The sequence below is a fragment of the Veillonella sp. CAG:933 genome (genome assembly GCF_000431435.1).
In the GTDB taxonomy this organism is placed as follows: domain Bacteria; phylum Bacillota; class Negativicutes; order Veillonellales; family Veillonellaceae; genus Veillonella_A.
The window spans coordinates 28,762-49,402 of record NZ_HF986236.1 but is presented as its reverse complement, the minus strand read 5'-3'; the positions used below and the strand labels follow the sequence as shown (position 1 = coordinate 49,402).

Sequence of the window (20,641 nt, the reverse complement as noted above, 5' to 3'; positions counted from 1 at the left end):
GGGGCTCGCGAAGTAGCCATTGAATTCCGTTCCTTCTCCAAAACAGCCGGCTTCACCGGCACACGCTGTGCCTATACAGTGGTTCCGAAGGAATTAACGGTCAATATGGCAGACGGTCAAAAACAGGCCTTAAACCCTATGTGGAATCGTCGACAATGCACTAAATTCAACGGTGTTCCTTATATTATTCAACGTGCCGCCGAAGCCGTTTATTCTGAAGCAGGCCATCGTCAAACACGTGAAGCCATTGCGTACTACAAAGAAAATGCCCGCATCATCCGCGAAGGCCTTACTGCCATCGGACTCACCGTATTCGGCGGTGTTGATGCGCCTTACATTTGGCTTAAAGTTCCGGCCGGCATGACAAGCTGGGAGTTTTTCGACCTTTTATTGGGAAAAGTACATATCGTAAGCACCCCGGGTGCCGGTTTCGGCCCTTGCGGCGAAGGATACTTACGTCTCACCTCCTTCGGCAGTCGTGAAAACACATTGCGTGCCATTGAGCGAATTAAAACATTACAATTTTAAGCGAGGTATACATGTTTACAGTAGTAAAAAAACTAGAAATCAGTGCCTCTCATCAGCTGAAATTGACCTACCCAAGCAAGTGTCAAAACTTGCACGGTCACAACTGGATTGTGCACATTCATGCACGCGCCGCCGAGCTTGATGAGAACGGCATGGTAATTGACTTCGGTCATATCAAAGAAGCGATTCACGGCCAACTCGATCACAAACACGTGAACGATGTTATGGGCGATATCAATCCGACCGCCGAAAATATGGCCAAATGGATTGCCGACCAATTGGGTGAAAAATGCTTCAAAGTTGTTGTTCAGGAATCGGAAGGGAATGTGGCGATTTATGAACGTGATTGAGCGTTTCAGCTCCATCGAAGGTGAAGGTACCCGCCAAGGGTCCCTTTGCTCCTTTCTAAGACTCTACGACTGCAACTTACGTTGTGTCTATTGCGACACAACGTACAGCTACGGCGACGAAGTAGACTATGAAGTACAATCCGTGGAAGACGTAGCGGATGCGTTGCGCCAAATGGGGAATCGCTACATTACCATTACCGGCGGCGAACCCTTGTTGCAAGCCGACGAAGTAGAACAGCTCATCGATGTATTGAGCCGTGAAACAACGCCGTTTGGTCCCTATGAGTTCAACATCGAAACGAACGGCAGCATTATTGCTCCCTTCCAGCGAGATAATGTATTCTATACTTACGATTACAAATGTCCCGATTCGAGTGCCGAAGAGTCCATGCACCCTAAATTATGTGAAGCCATGACGGATAAAGATGTATTGAAATTCGTAGTCAGCTCCTACGGCGATTTACAGCGCATGAAAGAAATCGTGCTCACTAAAAAGCCGAAAGGACATATCTTCGTATCCCCCGTTTTTGGCAAAATCGACCCGCAAGAAATCGTAGCGTATTTACTGAAAAATAATCTGCAGCAGATTCGCTTGCAATTACAAATCCACAAATTCATTTGGGATCCCGATGCTAAAGGCGTCTAAAAACTAAAAACACCAGACGGCAATAGCTTAATTGCTAAGCAATTTAATCCTAAAAGAGTTAATAAAATTTACAACTATTATTTACAAAATCTTGACAAGTGCCTTCTACTAATGATATGATATTTTAGTAATTAGATATGGAGGATTACTCAAGAGGCTGAAGAGGACGGTTTGCTAAATCGTTAGGGCGGGTTACCGTCGCTAGGGTTCGAATCCCTAATCCTCCGCCAGTTAGATTACACCCCTACAAACCTAGGTTTGTAGGGCTTTTTTATTTAAAACAATCATAGTAAAAACTTTAGTCAAAGAGCTAAATATGATATACTAATAAAAGGAATTTTCCACTTACAGTTTACGGGCCTTTAAGGATAACGACTGTGCAGTTTTTTGCTGCCATCGTTATCCTTTTTTTCATATAAGGAGCTATTATGTATCTCATCGTCGATAATCATGATTCATTTACCTATAACCTGGCCAACTTGGTGGCCGAAACGGGACGCCAAGTCGAGGTGCGCCCCTGCGACACCATTACGGTGGATGAAATTACTTCTATGAAACCTACCGGCATCATCATCTCGCCCGGCCCCAAGGGGCCTGCCGATGCCAAAGAATCCTTGGATATTGTACGTGAATTTAAAAATACGATGCCTATTCTCGGCGTCTGCTTGGGCATGCAAATCCTGGCTCATAACGCCGGGGCTTCCGTGGTACGCGGCGAAAAGCCGATGCACGGCAAAATTACGGCCATTCATCATGAAGGAACCGGCTTATTCAAAGGTCTGCCCACAACATTTGACGTGACCCGCTATCATTCGCTGGTTGTCCAAAAAAGCACCTTGCCGCCCGTTTATCACGTAGATGCCATCAGCGACGATGGGGCCGTTATGGCCATGTCACACCAACTATTACCGCTCTTCGGACTGCAGTTTCACCCGGAAGCCTTATTGTCAGAATATGGCTCTGAATTAATCCAAGCCTTTTGCCGTCGTGCCGAAGAAGGAGGTCACCCCCATGCCTGAAGCCATGATAAAAAACGTCACTAAAACAATGACGGAATCTATTGGCGACACCATGATTGAAACAGAGGCTGAAGCCTGTATTTGCCGTTCAACTTTGCCCTATAGCGCCGGTGATATTTTCACCCTCTTTGCCGACGAAAAGAACGCCGCCTTTCTCGACTCATCCTTAGAAAACAACCTCGGTCAATATTCCATCATCGGTCTCGTACCTTATCACGAGGTAAAAGTTGAAAACGGGTGCCTTTATGTGGACGGCAAAGCCCATCCGGGAAGCGCCGAAGACTATCTCAAGACCTACTTGCAAAATCATTACCGTAAAAACGATACCGACCTACCTTTGACAGACGGTGCCATCGGCTATGTTACCTATGATTACGGCATGAAAGAAATGGGACTTACCTCGCAACACGAAACGAAGGTCACCATGGCCGATATGAAATGGGGCTTTTACGACTTTTTTATCATAGAAGATTTAAAAGATCACTCCCTTTGGTTCATCGCTAACGGTCATACCGAACCGGCTCCCGTTCTTTTGAAAAAGATGGAGGATCTTATCGCCGCGAAGATGGCTAACTTCAAGTCACAATCACTGGCAGAAACTTATCCCCTAGCAATTCATCCGGACAGCACATCGGATGAATATGCTCAGGCCCTTCATAAATTGATGGACTACCTTATAGCCGGTGACGTTTATGTTACCAATTTTACCGGTACGTTGACCGTCGATTGTCAGTGCCCGCCGTACACCTTCTTTAGCCGGCTGCGCCGAGATAATCCGTCGCCTTTCGGAGCCTACCTGCAATACGACTCCTATCAGATAATCAGTGCTTCCATGGAACGATTGCTTCGCATCAACGGCAAAAAAATTGAAACCCGTCCGATCAAAGGAACTCGCCGACGCGGCAAAACAGCCGAGGAAGATGCGGCGCTTCGTAAAGAACTGGCCGAATCGCAAAAAGACCAAAGCGAACTCTTGATGATTGTGGATCTGGAGCGAAATGACCTCAATAAAATCTGTGAGCCCGGCAGTGTTATCGTACCCGACCTCTTTGCGGTAGAAGAGTATGCCACAGTCTTCCATTTAATCGCCAACGTGATTGGCACGCTCAAACCGAATCAGACCGCCATCGATGCCCTCTCGGCACTTTTCCCAGGTGGCTCCATTACAGGCGCGCCAAAAAGACGGGCCATGGAAATCATCGACGAACTGGAATCGAGCCGTCGCCAACTCTACACCGGCACCATCGGTTACTTATCCCTCGACGGCAACTGCGACCTCAACATCGTCATCCGCACGGCCGTCCACCAAGGCGATTCGTACTATATCGGTGTCGGTGGCGGTATTACCGCCGAATCGGAACGTGGCTTTGAATATGAAGAAATCTGGCAAAAGGCAAAGGCCTTACTCAGTGCCTTGAAAGGAGAAACTTTTGATTATGAACCTTACCTTTGATGACGGCTATCAGTTTGGCCTTGGTGCCTTCGAAACCATAGCCCTCGTAAACAATCAGCCAATTTGGTTAGAAGCCCACGAAGCGCGCCTACGCCGCACACTCGACTGGCTTGGCATCACCCTACCTGACGATTGGCAACAGCAGCTTCAAATTTATTTAAACAAAAATGGTGACGGCATGGGCGTTGTTAAAATCATGGTGTCAGCTAACAATCTAAGCTTCACAGTAAGAGCTAACCCCTATGAGAATTTACCGTCTCGTCCGGGTTTTGTCCTCGCCATGTCCGACATTCGCCGTAACGAATCATCCCCTTTTGTCTACCACAAAACCTTTAATTACGGTGAATCCATCTTAGCCAAGCGACAAGCTGCTAAGGCAGGCATCGACGAGCCGATTTTCTGTAACAGTCGCGGCGAACTTACGGAAGGATCCGTAAGCAATCTCTTTTTTATAAAAAACGACCGACTTTATACACCACCCATCGAGGCCGGCCTCTTGCCGGGCATCGTCCGGGCCTACCTTTGTCAGCGCTATGAAGTAGTTGAAAAGACCATCATTCCTCATGAAATCGGCTCCTTCGATGAGTGTTTTATTACCAATTCCCTCATGGGCATCATGCCGGTACGTCAGTTTGGGACTCACGAATTCCCGGCCTCAGCACAGACAATGACGGGAACCTTATACCAAAATTATCTGCAAGATAGATTGCGACCTTTTCCTAACTACAATTAAATTTAACTCAATTAAATTAAACACCCCTGCAAACCTAAATCTGCAGGGGTGTTTAGTTTCTCGCCTATTTTTTATTAATTTGTAAGCTACTCGACGTTACAAAATTCTTAATTTTAAATTCTTTTCGCGCCTGCTCGGCAACCCTTGCCAATACATAATATAAAAAGTAAGGATCATACTCATTAAAAAAGTCTAGCCACTTATCCCTTTCTACAATATCCTCAATACTACCGATAGAAAGGAGCATAACATTACTGCGCATCTCGCCATGAGGAATCCGAATCAACGTCGTCAGCGTCTTGGCGCCCTCCTTATTTTTTAAAATTACATCAATAGAAATATCCTTAAAGCCCAATACATAACTTTCTTCCTGTGTCTTGGACTCATAGGTATCTCCAATCTCTATTTCATAGGGAACGTAGATTAAAATATCCTCGAGCCTGGTTATATCCAAAATCTGCATAACCCGTTCCAATGATTCCATATTAATATCTCGGAACTTATTGCTTACCAAGTTTTCAATAAAAGTTTTGGGGAAACCATTGTCCAAAGCAAATGACGTCTTTTTCAGATTCCGCTCTTTTAAAATTTTGCTTAGCTTGCATATAAACATTTATTAATCTCCCTATCTCCAAAAATCTATTTCAAATTACTTTTTATGTAAAATTAATTCTAAATCGACAATTAACATAAAGTATGTTATAATCCAATTATAGCCGAAATGATTATAGAAAGGCTATTATAACTAGTTACATTTTAAAGGATTTTCTAATTTTAAGAAAGAAGGAGATGATATTAGAGCAAACGTATTTAAAAGAATGTCAGTAATACATGAGGGATTTTTTGAAAAAGGAGGTCTCATATATACAATTGACTGCACTAAGAAAAAGAAAAAACCGTCTAGTATTGGCGTACTAAACGGCTAAAAACAAAGTTTTTAATTGAATTAACTACCTTTATTCTAACATACTATAGGTTTTTATAAAAGAGGCGTCTTAATGTTCATATCAATTGCCCGGATATAAACAAATAGGCGCCTTTAAACCTATCAAGAAAAAGTCTTAGCTACTACGAACAATGTTAATATGTGTTCTTTATATTCAAATCATGCAGAAAGCAGGAATACCCCATTAACACAAAATCCCTTATAGAACTACTATTTAGCTCTATAAGGGATTTATATTTTCTTATGGCGGAGAGGGTGGGATTCGAACCCACGGCCCCTTGCGGAGTCACTGGTTTTCAAGACCAGCTCCTTAAACCACTCGGACACCTCTCCAAATTAAACTATTACCTTAATATATTACCGTGTTTTGTCCAACAAATCAAGCCCTTACCGCAACTTTCCGCTGAAACGTACCGTAAATCCTGTAATCCTCCTATTTACTTCATCAAAGTTTTCTTTGTACTCTCAGCTAAAACATGCTATAATTAACATATCGAAATTTATAATTATTATGTGAAATTTACTCGAGTTTAATAAACGAATTAAACACATCTGAGGAGCTCCATGAAATACACAAATAAAAATCAAACAAATACAAACTCATCAAATACCGCCAATACTTCCGGCACTGCCCGTAAAAATCATAAACGCAAAGCTATTGCCGCTATAATGACGATTGCCTTAGCCATGTCCGCATCAGCCTATCCGCTCAATTCCGTACATGCAGTAGATCCGGTTAACGCCTATATCGCCGCCAAAATCATCCCCTCTTTCTCGTTACCGTCACTTAATCCGATTAAAGCGGCCGGCAAATTACTGGGTCTCGTAAGCGATTCCGATGATGCCGTGAAAAAAGGCAAAAAAGTGGACAACAACTACAAGTTTAAAGCCACTAAAGTAGCGAACGGCTCAAAGACTTTTAAAAATTCTCTCAACAATAACCAGAATAATCAAAATGTAATTTTAGTACAGAAAACCGGCAAGGCGAAAGTGAAAAAAGCGGAACTCATTAAAACCGGTCATAGCGACAGCGAAGGTCTCAGCCTGTGGCGCGGTCAAAACGCCGCTCTTCTAGTTGCGCCATATAGTCAGGCCACGATTGAAAACAGCACTATCACTACCAACGGCGACGGCGCTTCCGGCATCGTTGGTAGCGGTAAGAAAGTAAAAATTACCGCTAAGGATTTAACGATTCACACGAATAACCGCGTATCCCAAGGCATCGGTGCTGCCTATGGTGCCGAAATTTCCTTAAAGCAGAGTAATATCAGCACCTACGGTTCTCAAAGTCCGGCCCTCGCCACCGCAACGAAAGTCGACAGTAGCCTCACTGCTGATGGCGTCACCCTTCGTACTTACGGCCAAAACAGCCCCCTCATCAGCTCAACCGGCACGATGAAGTTGAATGCTATTAACGGTGAAGCATCGAATGGCACATTCGGACTTTTGGAAGGCAATACGGACGTGACATTTACCAATTCACAGCTAAAAGGAGCCAATGGTTTTTACCTATATCAAACCGATTTAGGCACCGCTGAAAAAGGGACGACCAAGCTCACCATTAACCAAAGCCGACTCACCGAAACGGGCTCTACGCCGCTTTTTACCATTCTCGGTGCTAAAGCCCAAATAAAACTCCAAGGCAATACTATCAGCCAACCGAGCCGTGCTCCATTCTTGCAGGTACTATCCGGCACGGGCGATACATCCGACCTAAATCGTGCAGCGGCGGCTATCAACAGCACCGGCAACACTAACAGCCAAGTACGTTTACAAGCCAATCAACAGGCCATTAACGGCGATATACTAGCCGACCGCGGTAGCAAGCTGGACATTAAGCTTTCGCAAAACTCCACATTTACCGGTGCCATCAATCCGAACAACAGCGCTAAACAGGCTTCTTTAAGCCTTAGCAAGGATTCTGTGTGGAATGTAACCGGTGATTCCTATCTGACGGAACTTAACAACGACGATTCAACCAACAGCAATATCCATACTAACGGTCATACGGTAAAAATTGTAAAATAATTACCCAAAGGAACGATTTATATGAAATTTATCACAACTTATTTAAGCCCCGTAAAATGGGCTTTTTTAAGCGCCTGCCTGCTCTCCTTAATTCATGTAGTCAGTGCGCTTACTGTGCCGACTTTAACGGCCAGCATCATTAATGAAGGCGTTTTGCAAGGCGACTTGGACGCCATCAGTCGCCTCAGCGTTGCCATGCTCGCCGCCTCTTTGGTAACCGTCATCGGCTCACTCAGCGCCGTATACTTGGCCGCCCATATTGCGTCACGCGTCAGCCTCAACCTGCGGCAGCAACTCGTGCAGGCGTTGCAGGACTTCTCTTTGTCGGATTTTTCAAAATACGGCACCGGCACCTTGCTCATGCGTGCCACCCGTGATGTGGAAAAAATCCAGTCCGTCCTCGCCGAAGGCATCAATATGATTCTCCCCATGCCGCTCATGATTATAGTCGGTTTAGGACTCACTTTTTACAAAAGCTTCGAAATGGGGCTCATCATTTTAAGCCTCATGGTCATCATGGTAGTGCTCATGATAAGCATTCAAAAACGGGCCCTCCCTATCGTCATGGCCGTTCAGCAGCAATTAGATAAACTGACCGACCTCGTGCGCGACCATATTATCGGCATGTCCGTGATTCGAGCTTTTAATCGCACGGACGATGAAAAAGCTGCTGAAATTGGCATGTTCACGGAATTATCCAACAAGGAAACTCGTCTGGCCCGCACCTACGCCATCGGACTGCCCAGTATCCTCATTATTTTCAACATGAGCACCGTGGTTATCCTCTGGCTTGGCGGCTATCAGATTGACTCCGGTGTGCTCCAAATCGGTGATATTATGGCCATCATCGAGTACGCCACCCTCATTTTGATGAACCTCATTATGGCTGTATTCGTGCTTCTCGACGTGCCGGAAGCCATTATTTGCTATCGACGTATTAGAGAGTTATTAGTTCATTCTGAAAACCCGACAGTTAGTTCTAAGCAAAATACAGTAACTGATAACGTTTATTTACATGCAACGGAAAGTATCTCCGGCCAAGTACCACTGTTAGAATTTCGCAATGTTACCTTCCGCTATGACGATGCGGAAGAAGCGGCCTTAAAAGATATTTCCTTCACCCTCAACGCCGGCGAAACGCTGGCTATCATGGGTGACATCGGTTCCGGCAAAAGTACCTTGGCCAAGCTCATTTTGGGCCTGTATCCTATCGAGTGTGGCGACATTCTCTTTAACGGTCAGTCAATTTTTAGCCAACCCATTGAAGATGTGCGCTCACAAATCGGCTATGTGCCGCAAAAAGCCTATCTTTTCACCGGTACCATTGCCATGAATTTAGAATTTGGCAAAAGCCAAGCCTCGAATGCACCGCTGACACGTGAAGATATTGAAGAAGCGGCAAAATTAGCGGGCGCCCATGAATTTATCAGCCGTTTCGAAGACGGTTATGAGCACGAACTTGCTCAAGGCGGTACCAACCTATCCGGCGGTCAGCGCCAACGCCTCGCCATGGCTCGTGCCTTAGTTCGTAAACCTCGTCTTTTAATTTTTGACGACAGTTTCTCTGCCTTGGACGGCATCACCGAACAGCAAGTGCGTAAAGCCGTAGCCGAGGAGATTAGCAATAGCAACGGCAATAGAAACAGCGATGGCATTACCTCCGGCAGGGCATTCATATCTATTGAACAGAAGGTCAGCGCCGCCCGAAAAGCCGATAAAATCCTGGTCATCAACCAGGGTGAATCGATGGGCGTAGGCACGCACGAAGAACTCTTGGCTCATTGCCCAATCTATCAGCAGATTGTAACATCACAGGAGGTGGCACTATGAAACTGGTCAAACGATTCCTCCTGGACTCACGCAGTCAGTGGTGGCGCCTCGGTTTTCTAACCATAGCCTTAATCTTGGCCGCGAGCTTTGAAATTATCGCCCCGCGCCTCTTAGGTGACATTGTCGATGCCATCGTTCAGGGCCTCGAACAGCACCGTGAAATCAACGCCATTTTAGACGGTACAATCGATACAGTCCTTCTACTCATCATTTTTTACAGCTGCCACGCCGTATTCACATACGTTAGTGAATTTATCATCGCCGGCAGTGCACAACGCATGGTATTAGCTTTGCGCAGCCGCGTAAGCCATCAGATTCATCATTTACCGATGTCCTATTTCAATCAACACAACCGTGGCGATATGTTAAGTCGCCTTACGAGTGACTTAGACTCCGTCGGCGAAACGCTCCGTGAAGGCATTCCGGGCCTCATCTCATCGTTTATCGGCATCGTCGGTGCCGTCGCCATGATGATTTGGATTAGTCCGCTCCTGGCTGCGATTATTCTCGGCGTTATCATCGTCGGCGTTCTCGGCTTAACCTTTACGTCTAAAAAAGCGCGCACTATCTACCTGCGCAATCAAGAGGCTTTAGGTGCTGTGAACGGCGGCATTGAAGAATTAATTTCAGGCAAGCAAATCATACAGTCTTTTGGTCTTGAAAAAGTCTCCACCGACCACATGACGGATTTAAATACACGTCTCTTTACGCGTGAACGACAATCCGGTTTTATGGGGCAGCTCATCATGCCGTTGGTTAACTTCATCAACCAAATAGGCTACGTCCTCGTTGCCATCCAAGGCGGTCTCTTCGTGTTGCGCGGCTATATCACCCTTGGTGACATCCAAGCCTTTTTCCTCTACGTAACACAAGTATCCGACCCGATTTCGCGCAGTTCCTACATCTTAACCCGATTTCAAGAAACACACGCCGCCTTAGGTCGTATTTACGAGATTCTGGACGCTCCGATGGAGGATGACTCAGGAACCTTACAAGACGTGCCTAACTCTGTTGCGGGCGCCGCATCAAGTACTAATGCCATTGAATTTAGTCATGTGAACTTCGGTTACAGCGACGATAAACCGCTTATGACGGATGTAAACTTTGAAATCCCCAGCGGCCACGTCGTAGCTATTGTAGGCCCTACGGGGGCCGGCAAAACCACAATCATTAACCTGCTCATGCGTTTTTATGAAATATCCGGCGGTACCATTACTATTCACGGTACGGACATTCGCAAATTAAGCCGCGAAGCCTTGCATCGTCAAATCGGCATGGTATTGCAAGACACGTGGATTTTTACAGGCACCATTGCTGAAAACATCGCTTACGGTAAGCCGGATGCAACGCGGGAAGAAATTATCCATGTTGCGAAACTGGCCATGGCGGATCATTTTATCCGCACCTTGCCACAAGGCTATGATACGATCTTAAAAAATGGTGCCGATGACCTCTCGCAAGGGCAGCGCCAATTACTGACGATCGCTCGTGCCTTTTTGGTTAACCCAAGCATTCTCGTACTTGACGAAGCCACCGCCAACGTTGATACGCGTACAGAAGTGGAAGTGCAAAAAGCGATGAATCAACTCTTAAAAGGCCGTACCGGTATCGTCATCGCCCATCGATTATCCACCATTCGTGACGCCGATTTATTGCTCGTTGTGAATAACGGTCAAATCGTTGAGCAGGGTACTCACCAAGAACTCTTGGCTAAGGGTGGTTATTATACGGAATTGTATGAAAACTACGCCAAGGGGATGACGGTGTAAACATGCATTCTAAATGCAATTGAATAAAAGATTCTATATACGGACAAGGCCTTATCGGCGGTAGGACGTATAGACTTATAAAGTAAAACGGGATTGTTCCAAGGTTATTACCTCGGAACAATCCCGTTTTTATTTAATTAAAGAGAAGCCAATTTAACTATCTCACACAGCTACCATATTAGAAATTGATAGCAGCGGTTTAGTTCAACTATTTATTAGCCAACTGGCGCATAATTTCCTGAACTTGCGTACGTAATTCCGCATTTTCCTGAGCCTGCTGTTGAACCTGAGCCCGTAATTCTTCAATCGTAGAATTCTGGTTTGCTAATTGCTTAGACTGTTCAGATACAACTTCGGCTAAGGCAGATTTCGAGTAATTCGAATACTCGTTACTGCTACCGAACTTAACACTTACGCCGGCATTAAACATGTTTTCACCGCCGCCCATGCTGGTGCCGATGGAGAATAACAAGTCATTCGTCGGACGATAGAACGCACCAATTGCTACAGCATTAGCCGATTTGTAGTTACCGTAACCGGCGGCAAAATCCCATTTAGCAGTCGGATCGTAATCTTGCGGATGCAATGCTGCTAAAGCGGCCGCACCGGCACCGACACGATTAATACGATTGTCCAGTTTGTTAACCTGACTGTTCAAGCTGGTTACGTTATTGGTAATATTGCTTACTTCGTTGGAAATGGAAGTAATATTATTGGTGTTCTGCGTAATCTGAGTCGTATTAGCAGCTACTTGGCTATCTAAAGCACTCAGGTTTTGGCCGGCTGACTTAGATTTTTTCACGTAAGTACCGTCTTCAGCAACGCGTGTTTCATTATAAACAGTACCGCCGGTAACAATTCCTTTATTGTCTGCAACTACCTTGCCATCGGTGTTCACTTTGATTTTGTAATTAGTTCCGCCGATACTATTCTTTTCTGTGCTGTCGATAGTAATTGTGCTATCACCATCAGCATTGGCAATGGTATTTCTCGTATCAACGGCAGCTGCAATTGTAGACAAGTTAACGCTTCCGGAAATGATTTCTTTTCCATCGGAATTCTTAATAGATAGACCTAATTTATTATCTTTAAAGCTCAAAGCATCTGTACTTTCCTGTAGCCCTGTACCCGCAGCATCCAAAGCCGCTTTAAGCTGCGCCACGTTGACCGCATCGGTATCATTGGTACCGGCTGCAACATTGGTAATTTGACGAGTTAAACCTGTTTCACTATCACCAACGGAAACAGCCGCCGCACCGGATTGCCAAGCGGATGTAATCTGAGTTTTTTCCGATACAGCTGCCGTATAGGCTTTATTGGCATCATTCACGGCTGTTTCTGCCGTATCCATAGCGGCTCTTGCTTCATCATTGGCAGTCTTAGCAGCATCCATCCGTTCTTTAATTTTTTTACCTTGATTCGAATCATGGTCAATACTGTTATAAGCATTTACAGCCTGAACATAATCGGCATTTTTGGCCAGATAATCAGAAACCTTGGTTTCATAATCAGCTTTAGCTGTCGAAAGAGCGGATTCCAAATCAGGGATACTGCTATTTAATTCGGCAAATCGATCTTCTTTGCCGGCATAAGCAACAATAGCCACTTCATTTTCAAAATCTTTACCTGTAATCGGATTATAGCCAAATAACCCTTTGTCAACAGCCGATACAGAATTACTGCCGATAGCCACGCCACCATCATGTTGTACGTCCGTATTATAGCCGAGCATAACAGCGTTGCTGATATTTTCCGTATGTTCACGTAACGGTTTTTGCACCTTCACCGCATAGTGCAGCGTATCTCCTGTCCACTGTAAATTTCCGGTCACATGTTCAAAACTCTTAGGCGTATGAGATTGTTCTTCATAGCCTACTTTCGTTCCCATAGTTCCAAGAATTACGTTATTTTTGCTACCCGATAAGGTATGGTAATCACCGATGACAACATCCGTAGTTGCGTCGCTAAGCGTATTGCCGCTCCCCATGACAGAGACATGATTCACATTAGTGGCTTTATTTTGATAACCGGTAACCATATTATAATCACTGACTGCAGCTTCGGTGCCGCTTAAAGTATTGCCCGTTCCAAAGATGGAAGATCGTCTTGCATAATCCGACACATTGCCGTTCCCAAGTGCAAATACGGAACCCCCATTTAAAGTTGCAAACTCACCCATCACCTCGAAAGAACGATCTGTATAACCAAAATCGTCCCCTGCATGATAATAGAGCTCGCCCCAACGGCCCGTCATAAAACCGCCTTCAATACCTTCAGTCATATTACCGGCTGCATTGGTCACACGGTTACCGGTACCGAAAACCATGGAACTCAAAGACGAATCAACTTTATTCAAAGTCCCAAAAGTTCCGGTTGCAATCGAAACACCCATTCCATTCTCGGAACTAAGCTTATTATCCACGCCATAAAGAGAGGAATAAACAGTCATTCCCTCAATGGTTGAACGAGTGCCAACAGCTGTACTGAGAGGCCCTAAGCTCTGAACTCTATGCCCGATTGCTGTAGTGCCATCGGCTCCCAATGCATGGTAACCAATAACAACCATTTTCCGATTACCAACTCCGATAGTCTTCTTTTCTTCAGGTGATAAAGAGCCTATGATAATAGAATCCAGAATATTACTGCCTTTTTGATTATCACCGATAATAATACCTGCTGCCGCACCGTCAATATCATTATTATTACCGATAACCGTTAAGGAGTCCCATTCATTGCGATACGTATGATTACCGGTAAGGACATTACCGCGACCAATGGTTAAGTCGGAAATATTAGGTTCACGGCCTTCCGGATGACCATAGTCAGTAACGGTACCAACATCTCGACCGATTATTTTATTATTATCACCGATAACGTTTTGTTTACGACTCCCCCGTACTTCGTTGTTATTACCTAGAACACGAGTATCAACGCTGGCTTCATATCTTGTTCCACCCTGCCATGGGTAGCTCTTTGTTACCTTATTATCATTACCTACAATATTAACGCCATTGGTGTCTTCAACGGTATTGGTATCCCCAATAACATTGGCATCTTTACTGCCGGTCACTGAATTTTCCGTCCCCACGACACGAGCCGTTTTGTCATCAGTTACGGTATTCGTTGTCCCCGTAGCGGTACCACTGTCTACAACGATGTTTTCTGCTGCTAACACTTGCCCGCCTAATAACAGACTCAATAATACGGCACTGCTCAAAGAAGCTTTGACTATGCGACGACGATTTTGATGCTTTGTTTCCATCCTAAAACTCCTCTCATACCCTATACCATATAACACTTTTACCATGCGATGAACTCAAATTATACCCCTTATAAATTCATCAAATATTCACTATAATTAAATGCTAGCACTTTTATCATGTAGGGTCAATGAGAGTATTAGTTCATATTTATCACATTTGCCCAAAATACAATCAATATAGCATAATTTTCTTTGATAAAACAATCTATATCACTTCATCTAACCTTTACAAGCTTAACAAATTCACACTATAACCATCCCATTACAATCATCAATATTTTGCGATAATTCATTGATAAAATTTTAGTAAGTATCTTGTTTTCCAACAAAAAAAGAACCGCCAAAACAATTTATCTTGCCTTGTAACGGTTCCTATCATAGATGTCATCAATATTCAATTATAATTCACTAATAGCCGAGCATCTTACCACAACATTCCCGACGTCCAAATCAATCGCAATGCTAAAATCCCTACTCCTAAAGAGAACACCATAAGAATACTGGTAGCTTTAAGACGTTTAGCAATAGCCGCACCAAGTTGGGCCCCAATGACGGCCCCAATGCCGCAGGCAATGGCGATATTCCATTGAATATGACCCAAGGAATAATGTGTGACTACACCTGTAATCGTGGATAAGAATAATATAAACTGGCTCGTAGCCGTTGCCACATGTGTGGGGAAGCCCAAAATATACACGAGCGCCGCCACGTGAATGAGCCCGCCGCCGATGCCGAAAACGCTGGAAATAAAGCCGACTACCACACTGATTAAACAACCGATAGTTTTACTATAGGTCAACTCATGAAGTTGCAAAGATTCTTCCTTGCGTTGTCCTTTCGTCCAGTTTTTATAACCGATAAACGTCGACATGCAGAGTAGGAATAAACCGAACCAGAATTTCAACATGGATATGTCGAAGCCTTCCGACGCGACAGCGCCAAGATAGGATCCGGGAATCGTAGCCAGCGTAAACCAGATTGCCGCACTGTAGAGTATTTTTTTCTGCTTAATAAACGCTGTCGAAGCGGACATGGCATTGAACATAACAATAGTGAGCGAGGTACCGACTACCATGGCCGGCGACCAGTCGGTAAATAAATATAAGAATACCGGCACGAAAATTAAGCCTCCGCCGGCGCCTATGAGTGTCCCGAAGGCTCCTACACCAATACCCAGCACAATAAATCCCAAAAGCACGCCCCACGACATGCCCAAAATCAATCCTGTTGCCCCATCCATAGCCGACTCAACCTCATTTCTCTTTTTTCAAAACACCGACTTAAAATAGCGTAACTACTCTTAATACTGCAAATACACCACGTATTTGATTATATCCATATTTTTATTCAGTATATCGCAAAATAAACAGAAACGCCATCACTTCCTGGTTATAGCTGTTCGTGATTCAGCTACAATCCCGCAAATGATGGCGTTTTTGTTTACGTAAGTTTGTGTAAGTGTGTGTAAATACGTATATAGTTAACTGATTGTTCGTGTCAATCAAGGAACTACCTTAAATCGGTATATTTGGTTGTTTTTGCCTATAAAACGGCGGATACGGCTGTTACGATTGGCGCAATGACCGTTGTCATGATGCCCATGAAAATCATGGCCAAAGAGGCAATAGCACCGGTTTTAGGGCCGTCTTCATAGGCTTTAGCAGTACCGGTCCCATGAGCCGAAATACCGTAAAGCATGCCTTTTAACAAGCGGTTATGAATATGAGCCCGTTTAATCATCATGGTGGTCATAATCATACCGATAAGGCCGGTTGCAATTACGAGGATGGCCGTAATCGTAGGGTCGCCGCCCATTGTATCAGACGCAGCTAAGGCTAGCGGCGTCGTTACGGAACGCGGAGCAATACTGTGAACGAGTTCAGGGCTAAGTCCGATAAGTTCGGCGAGTCCCATAGAACCCAAGAACGCCACCGAACAACCCATGCCGATAACAACCAAGAGCGGAATAAAATATTCTTTTACTACGCCACGGAATTTATACAAAGGCACCGCAAAGGCCACGGTGGCCGGTTGCAACATCATCGTGATGTACTGGCTGCCTTCCTGATATACATCGTACGGAATATTCATAGTTACGAGGAATAAACCGATAACTACCGGCACGCCCAACAACGGGGTAAAATAGAGTTTTTTGCCGGAACGTTCATACAATTTTTTAAAAAGAAAATACAAAACTACAGTGCCCACTAACGATTCGATGATATGAATACTAATCATCTGAAACGGTGAATAATTTACCATAATTTGTACCCCTTTCTACGTAATTTCATAACACTCAAGGTAATAACCGTAACGGAAATCAAGAGTGTTACAATACTCGTTACGATAACGCCCAAGAGCATAGCCCCCGTACTGCCAAATAATTGTGTATATTGAATAACCCCTATAGCGGACGGAATGAAGAACAACAAAAGTTCCCCGATTAAAACGGCCGCTCCCTGTTCCACCCAGTTAAGCTTGATGATACCTGAGCAGAGCAACAAAAATAACAAAATCATGCCCACCAAAGTCCCCGGTAATGGCAGGTTCAACCACTCTTTCAAGTAGCCTCCCAACACTCCAATCAAGGCGAGCAATAGAATCTGACCTACTACAATCGCCACACGTTTCATCCTCAAACGCCTCCTACATATCGACTAATTTTTATTCTGCAATATACTGTGTCTTCATTCAATAAACGAATGTTGTATTTATTGTGTACTCGTATAGGGATTTTTCGATATTCCCTTTGTCATGACTTATTGTATCTCATTTTTTCTTAAAAAAATAATATTTTTTCCCTATACGGCCGTATTCTTTTTAGCTATAATAGATGTAGATTATATTGCAGGAGGATTATATGGATATTACCCATTTAAAATATTTTGTCGAAGTGGCTCGCCAGAAGAGTTTCACCAAAGCGGCCCAAACTTTACACGTAAGTCAGCCGTCACTAAGTAAAGCGGTACGCCTGTTGGAAGGGGAATGGAACAAGCAATTATTCCGCCGTCGCGGGCATCGCATCGAGCTTACCAATGAAGCGTGCGCCGTATTGCCGCAGATTGAAGCCTTAGTGAGGCAATTTGAAGTGCTTGAACACCAGATGCATCACACGAATGATACGGAATCGGGTGAATTGAGCCTCGGCATCCCGCCGATGATCGGTTCTTCCTTCTTATCGCCGATTATTCGCGACTTCATGGCCGCCTACCCGCAAATTTCGTTAAAGGTAAGTGAACACGGTTCACCGCAAATCGCCCAGCTTGTACAGGACAATCAATTGCAGGTTGGATTCGTTACCTTGCCGGTGTCTGACTTTACCACCCCGGATACACAAACCTATATCTTTAACCACCAGCCTTTATACTATGTGATGCAACCAGATTCACCATTCGCCCATTACGAGTCCGTTACTCTTCACGAAATTCGCAAAGAACCGCTTGTGTTCTTTCATCCGTCCTTTTCGTTATACGATATCATCTTAGGTCGTTTTCAAGAAATCGGCGTAGTACCGCAAATCGTAGCGCAAAGCAACAACTGGGACTTCATCACGGAGCTTGTAAAAAGTGGTCTCGGCACGGCTATTTTGCCACAGACAATCTGCGAACGTCTTAATAAGGAGCAGTTGGTTTCAATTCCTATCGAGCCCCGCATCAACTGGGTGCTCGGCATGATTTGGAACGAACAGTCCATGATTGTACCGGCAATTCGCCTGTGGGTTAACTATTTCCGCTCTCATGTGGTGGAAGAACGCCTGGTTCACGGCGAAGATCCGGGGCCTGCCCCTACTATTTTATGTGATTCTAAATAATCACATAAAACAAGCCCCTTACAGCCAATCGCTGTAAGGGGCTATTTTCATTCACTATGCGAAACTATGCAGGTAATTAATTACTTTAATAGTTTCTCCAATGCACGTTGTCGTTTTTTGCATTTTTCTTTCACCGGTCGGCAATGGTTGCCGCACACTTGACAACGACCTTTACTGTCGGTCAGCAAGGCTTTCTTTTCCGCCTTGGTCGTCTCGTGTAGGTCCGGTAATTTCTTACCAAGGCGTTTTATTTTTTTGGATTTTTGTCATCCGAATTGCTATGTAATTTTTGCAGGGCATCATCGATGAAGTCCAATACGCCCAAAGCCGCACCGCGAGCGCTTTCTTTCATATTGTCCGCTACTTCGGAAATATGATCGGCTACTTTGTCAGCTACTTCTTGAGCTCGTTCAGATAATTCATCGGCTTTATCGGCAGCCTGGTCTTTCAAATCAGCCGCTTTATCGGCTAATTCATCTACTTTGTCCGATGCCTGTTCCTTTAAGTCTTGCGCTTTATCAATTGCTTGATCTTTCAAATCAGCCGCTTTGTCGGCTAATTCATCTACTTTGTCGGATGCCTGTTCTTTAAGCTCTTCCGCTTTATCGGATGCTTGGTCTTTCAAATCAGCCGCTTTGTCGGATAGTTCATCAACTTTATCGGCTGCTTGGTCTTTCAAATCAGTTGCTTTGTCGGCTAGTTCATCAACTTTGTCCGACGCTTTATCTTTTAACTCTTCTGCTTTATCAGTTGCTTGATCTTTTAATTCTTCAGCTTTATCAACAGCTTGGTCTTTCAAGTCTTCAGCTTTACCGGCCAATTCTTCAGCTTTATCGGAAACTTTTTCAACAACTTCTTCTGCTTTGCCATCAGTGGCTTGATTCAAATTCTTGGCTAATTCTTCTTTAGTGGACATTTCGTCTACCACCTTTCCTTTGACATCATTCACTTTTGACTGCACTGCTGTTGCTACACTGCCAGCTGTTTTGGAAATCTCTTTTGTTTTGTCAGCCGCGGTGTTAGCTACATCATCAGTCAACTCTTCCAAATTTTGATACCATTCTTCGCTGCGCTCTTGCACGCCTTTTTTGGCGTGTTTCGCTTTTTTCAATGCTTTTTTTGTTTCTTTTTCAGCCGCTTTAGCTGCTTTTTCAGCTTCTTTCGCGACTTTCTTAGCTTCTTTTTTCGCTGCTTTATGGGCTTTTTTAATAGATTTTTTTGCCTGTTTAGCGAGTTTTTTAAATTCTTTCCACTCCGTATGGAGCATCAAATCTTCAAGCGTCATTGTCCCCTCTTTGCCATCCGGCAAGTTTTGGCTCAACATGTCCAAAATATCTTGCAAAAAGATTTCCGATGTTGGGAATACGTTATGATCGTCATCCTCGTCATCATCCACCTCAGCTGCAAACGCCGCCGAATCGGCCGTTCTCACCCCCGCATTCAATACAGCATTCGTTCCTGCCAATAAATTGTCATCCGCATCGGCTTTTACACTATGAGTTAAAGATGATTGCGGAATATCTCTATCAGTAATGGCATCAGCTGCCACTGCCTGTGTTTTAGCTGCCGTCGGTTCAGCCACAAGGGTACCATCTTGACGTGGTACTACCGAGCCGTCACGGCGATTTACAACGGAACCATCCTGACGAGTCACTACTGTGCCATCTTGACGCGTAGCTACAGCACCTTCACGACGTGCCGCTACCGTACCGGCTTGGCGTAATGCAACCGGTCTTTCCGAAACATCTACATCCGCCAAATCCACTTGATCTATGTTTAATTCTTCACTGGTTAGTTCATCCCCTTGGGCCTGAAATTCATCTTCCAAGGAATCATATATATGAAGCTGCTCTAACAAGTCTTGCGTTTCATCGATTTCCTGCCACAAACTGTCCAATAACGCCGTATAAAATAAGCGTGCTTTCACTTCTTCATACGCCTGACGCGTAATATGAAGTTCTTCATATGTCAGGTCTTCAGTACTATCCAGCTCTTCTATTAACTGCTGAATATGACGATCCTCAGCATACTTATTCTGTAACGAACGACGAACCGATTCAATAACAGACTTACCAATGATGCCATGACGATTATGCATACTTCCAGCTCCCATCTTCCTATACCTTCGGTAATAAACATTAAGCTAAAAACAGTAAAAAGCAAATCTATATCATCGAGTGCTGGCTTTTTAGCCATCCCTACACACCCGGATTCGGTGAATCTATCTCTATCTTAAAACAAATTTCTTAAAAATACCAATCTAAAC

16 protein-coding genes and 2 tRNA genes are annotated in these 20,641 nt (G+C 44.4%); 11 read left to right on the top strand and 7 right to left on the bottom strand.

Annotated elements, in window-relative coordinates; genetic code table 11:
• The 7 genes from QZL64_RS12385 to QZL64_RS12355 form a co-directional block, all read left to right on the top strand.
• The coding region (locus QZL64_RS12385; protein ID WP_296309643.1) for an aminotransferase class I/II-fold pyridoxal phosphate-dependent enzyme at positions 1–528 on the top strand (528 nt) is incomplete at its 5' end.
• Between the two features lie 11 nt (positions 529–539).
• Positions 540–878 carry a 6-carboxytetrahydropterin synthase QueD gene (queD, locus tag QZL64_RS12380; protein ID WP_021842275.1) on the top strand — a complete coding sequence of 113 codons (339 nt, stop codon included), beginning with the start codon at positions 540–542 and terminating at the stop codon, positions 876–878.
• The gene (locus QZL64_RS12375; RefSeq protein ID WP_226974452.1) at positions 865–1,524 is read left to right on the top strand and encodes a radical SAM protein; all 660 of its coding nucleotides are present in this window, start codon (positions 865–867) and stop codon (positions 1,522–1,524) included. The genes queD and QZL64_RS12375 overlap by 14 nt, the downstream gene beginning before the upstream one ends.
• A gap of 139 nt (positions 1,525–1,663) precedes the next feature.
• Positions 1,664–1,754: transfer RNA gene (locus tag QZL64_RS12370), tRNA-Ser, on the top strand.
• A gap of 198 nt (positions 1,755–1,952) precedes the next feature.
• Entirely contained in the window at positions 1,953–2,543 is a 591-nt protein-coding gene (locus QZL64_RS12365) for an anthranilate synthase component II (protein WP_021842273.1), read from the top strand.
• Entirely contained in the window at positions 2,536–3,996 is a 1,461-nt protein-coding gene (gene pabB, locus QZL64_RS12360; protein WP_021842272.1) for an aminodeoxychorismate synthase component I, read from the top strand. The genes QZL64_RS12365 and pabB overlap by 8 nt, the downstream gene beginning before the upstream one ends.
• The gene (locus QZL64_RS12355) at positions 3,980–4,729 is read left to right on the top strand and encodes an aminotransferase class IV (protein WP_021842271.1); all 750 of its coding nucleotides are present in this window, start codon (positions 3,980–3,982) and stop codon (positions 4,727–4,729) included. Before pabB ends, QZL64_RS12355 begins: the two co-directional genes overlap by 17 nt.
• A 64-nt stretch (positions 4,730–4,793) precedes the next feature.
• On the opposite strand, the gene QZL64_RS12350 is transcribed toward QZL64_RS12355, so the two are convergent.
• Both QZL64_RS12350 and QZL64_RS12345 read right to left on the bottom strand, forming a co-directional pair.
• Complete coding sequence (locus QZL64_RS12350; protein WP_021842270.1) at positions 4,794–5,342, bottom strand: helix-turn-helix domain-containing protein; 549 nt, start codon at positions 5,340–5,342, stop codon at positions 4,794–4,796.
• 577 nt (positions 5,343–5,919) lie between these two features.
• Positions 5,920–6,008: transfer RNA gene (locus QZL64_RS12345), tRNA-Ser, on the bottom strand.
• 231 nt (positions 6,009–6,239) lie between these two features.
• Between QZL64_RS12345 and QZL64_RS12340 the strand changes: the two genes are divergently transcribed.
• The 3 genes from QZL64_RS12340 to QZL64_RS12330 are packed head-to-tail and all read left to right on the top strand — an operon-like array spanning position 6,240 to position 11,302.
• Positions 6,240–7,703, top strand: a complete 1,464-nt coding sequence (locus tag QZL64_RS12340; protein WP_021842269.1) for a hypothetical protein — start codon at positions 6,240–6,242, stop codon at positions 7,701–7,703.
• 21 nt (positions 7,704–7,724) lie between these two features.
• Positions 7,725–9,533 carry an ABC transporter ATP-binding protein gene (locus tag QZL64_RS12335; RefSeq protein ID WP_021842268.1) on the top strand — a complete coding sequence of 603 codons (1,809 nt, stop codon included), beginning with the start codon at positions 7,725–7,727 and terminating at the stop codon, positions 9,531–9,533.
• Positions 9,530–11,302 (top strand): ABC transporter ATP-binding protein, encoded by a 1,773-nt coding sequence (locus tag QZL64_RS12330; protein ID WP_021842267.1) that lies wholly within the window; start codon positions 9,530–9,532, stop codon positions 11,300–11,302. Before QZL64_RS12335 ends, QZL64_RS12330 begins: the two co-directional genes overlap by 4 nt.
• A 208-nt stretch (positions 11,303–11,510) precedes the next feature.
• Here QZL64_RS12330 and QZL64_RS12325 read toward each other — a convergent pair whose 3' ends face one another.
• The 4 genes from QZL64_RS12325 to QZL64_RS12310 all read right to left on the bottom strand — a co-directional run bounded on the left by QZL64_RS12325 (position 11,511) and on the right by QZL64_RS12310 (position 17,197).
• Positions 11,511–14,564, bottom strand: coding sequence for a YadA-like family protein (locus QZL64_RS12325; protein WP_021842266.1), 3,054 nt, complete (start codon positions 14,562–14,564; stop codon positions 11,511–11,513).
• A gap of 424 nt (positions 14,565–14,988) precedes the next feature.
• Positions 14,989–15,804, bottom strand: coding sequence for a sulfite exporter TauE/SafE family protein (locus QZL64_RS12320; RefSeq protein WP_021842265.1), 816 nt, complete (start codon positions 15,802–15,804; stop codon positions 14,989–14,991).
• A 302-nt stretch (positions 15,805–16,106) separates the two neighbouring features.
• Positions 16,107–16,826, bottom strand: coding sequence for an LrgB family protein (locus QZL64_RS12315; protein WP_021842264.1), 720 nt, complete (start codon positions 16,824–16,826; stop codon positions 16,107–16,109).
• Positions 16,820–17,197 (bottom strand): CidA/LrgA family protein, encoded by a 378-nt coding sequence (locus QZL64_RS12310; protein ID WP_021842263.1) that lies wholly within the window; start codon positions 17,195–17,197, stop codon positions 16,820–16,822. Before QZL64_RS12310 ends, QZL64_RS12315 begins: the two co-directional genes overlap by 7 nt.
• A 227-nt stretch (positions 17,198–17,424) precedes the next feature.
• Between QZL64_RS12310 and QZL64_RS12305 the strand changes: the two genes are divergently transcribed.
• Positions 17,425–18,375 carry a LysR family transcriptional regulator gene (locus tag QZL64_RS12305; RefSeq protein ID WP_021842262.1) on the top strand — a complete coding sequence of 317 codons (951 nt, stop codon included), beginning with the start codon at positions 17,425–17,427 and terminating at the stop codon, positions 18,373–18,375.
• A gap of 247 nt (positions 18,376–18,622) precedes the next feature.
• Here QZL64_RS12305 and QZL64_RS12300 read toward each other — a convergent pair whose 3' ends face one another.
• Positions 18,623–20,473, bottom strand: a complete 1,851-nt coding sequence (locus tag QZL64_RS12300) for a hypothetical protein (protein ID WP_021842261.1) — start codon at positions 20,471–20,473, stop codon at positions 18,623–18,625.
• Between the last annotated feature and the right edge of the window lie 168 nt (positions 20,474–20,641).

Coding starts and splice junctions, on each gene's coding strand:
- QZL64_RS12335 (WP_021842268.1), top strand. CDS start 7,725: ATGAAATTTATCACAACTTATTTAAGCCCCGTAAAATGGGCTTTTTTA.
- QZL64_RS12320 (WP_021842265.1), bottom strand. CDS start 15,804: ATGGATGGGGCAACAGGATTGATTTTGGGCATGTCGTGGGGCGTGCTT.
- QZL64_RS12330 (WP_021842267.1), top strand. CDS start 9,530: ATGAAACTGGTCAAACGATTCCTCCTGGACTCACGCAGTCAGTGGTGG.
- QZL64_RS12300 (WP_021842261.1), bottom strand. CDS start 20,473: ATGCATAATCGTCATGGCATCATTGGTAAGTCTGTTATTGAATCGGTT.
- pabB (WP_021842272.1), top strand. CDS start 2,536: ATGCCTGAAGCCATGATAAAAAACGTCACTAAAACAATGACGGAATCT.
- QZL64_RS12305 (WP_021842262.1), top strand. CDS start 17,425: ATGGATATTACCCATTTAAAATATTTTGTCGAAGTGGCTCGCCAGAAG.
- QZL64_RS12365 (WP_021842273.1), top strand. CDS start 1,953: ATGTATCTCATCGTCGATAATCATGATTCATTTACCTATAACCTGGCC.
- QZL64_RS12325 (WP_021842266.1), bottom strand. CDS start 14,564: ATGGAAACAAAGCATCAAAATCGTCGTCGCATAGTCAAAGCTTCTTTG.
- QZL64_RS12310 (WP_021842263.1), bottom strand. CDS start 17,197: ATGAAACGTGTGGCGATTGTAGTAGGTCAGATTCTATTGCTCGCCTTG.
- QZL64_RS12350 (WP_021842270.1), bottom strand. CDS start 5,342: ATGTTTATATGCAAGCTAAGCAAAATTTTAAAAGAGCGGAATCTGAAA.
- QZL64_RS12340 (WP_021842269.1), top strand. CDS start 6,240: ATGAAATACACAAATAAAAATCAAACAAATACAAACTCATCAAATACC.
- QZL64_RS12355 (WP_021842271.1), top strand. CDS start 3,980: ATGAACCTTACCTTTGATGACGGCTATCAGTTTGGCCTTGGTGCCTTC.
- queD (WP_021842275.1), top strand. CDS start 540: ATGTTTACAGTAGTAAAAAAACTAGAAATCAGTGCCTCTCATCAGCTG.
- QZL64_RS12375 (WP_226974452.1), top strand. CDS start 865: ATGAACGTGATTGAGCGTTTCAGCTCCATCGAAGGTGAAGGTACCCGC.
- QZL64_RS12315 (WP_021842264.1), bottom strand. CDS start 16,826: ATGGTAAATTATTCACCGTTTCAGATGATTAGTATTCATATCATCGAA.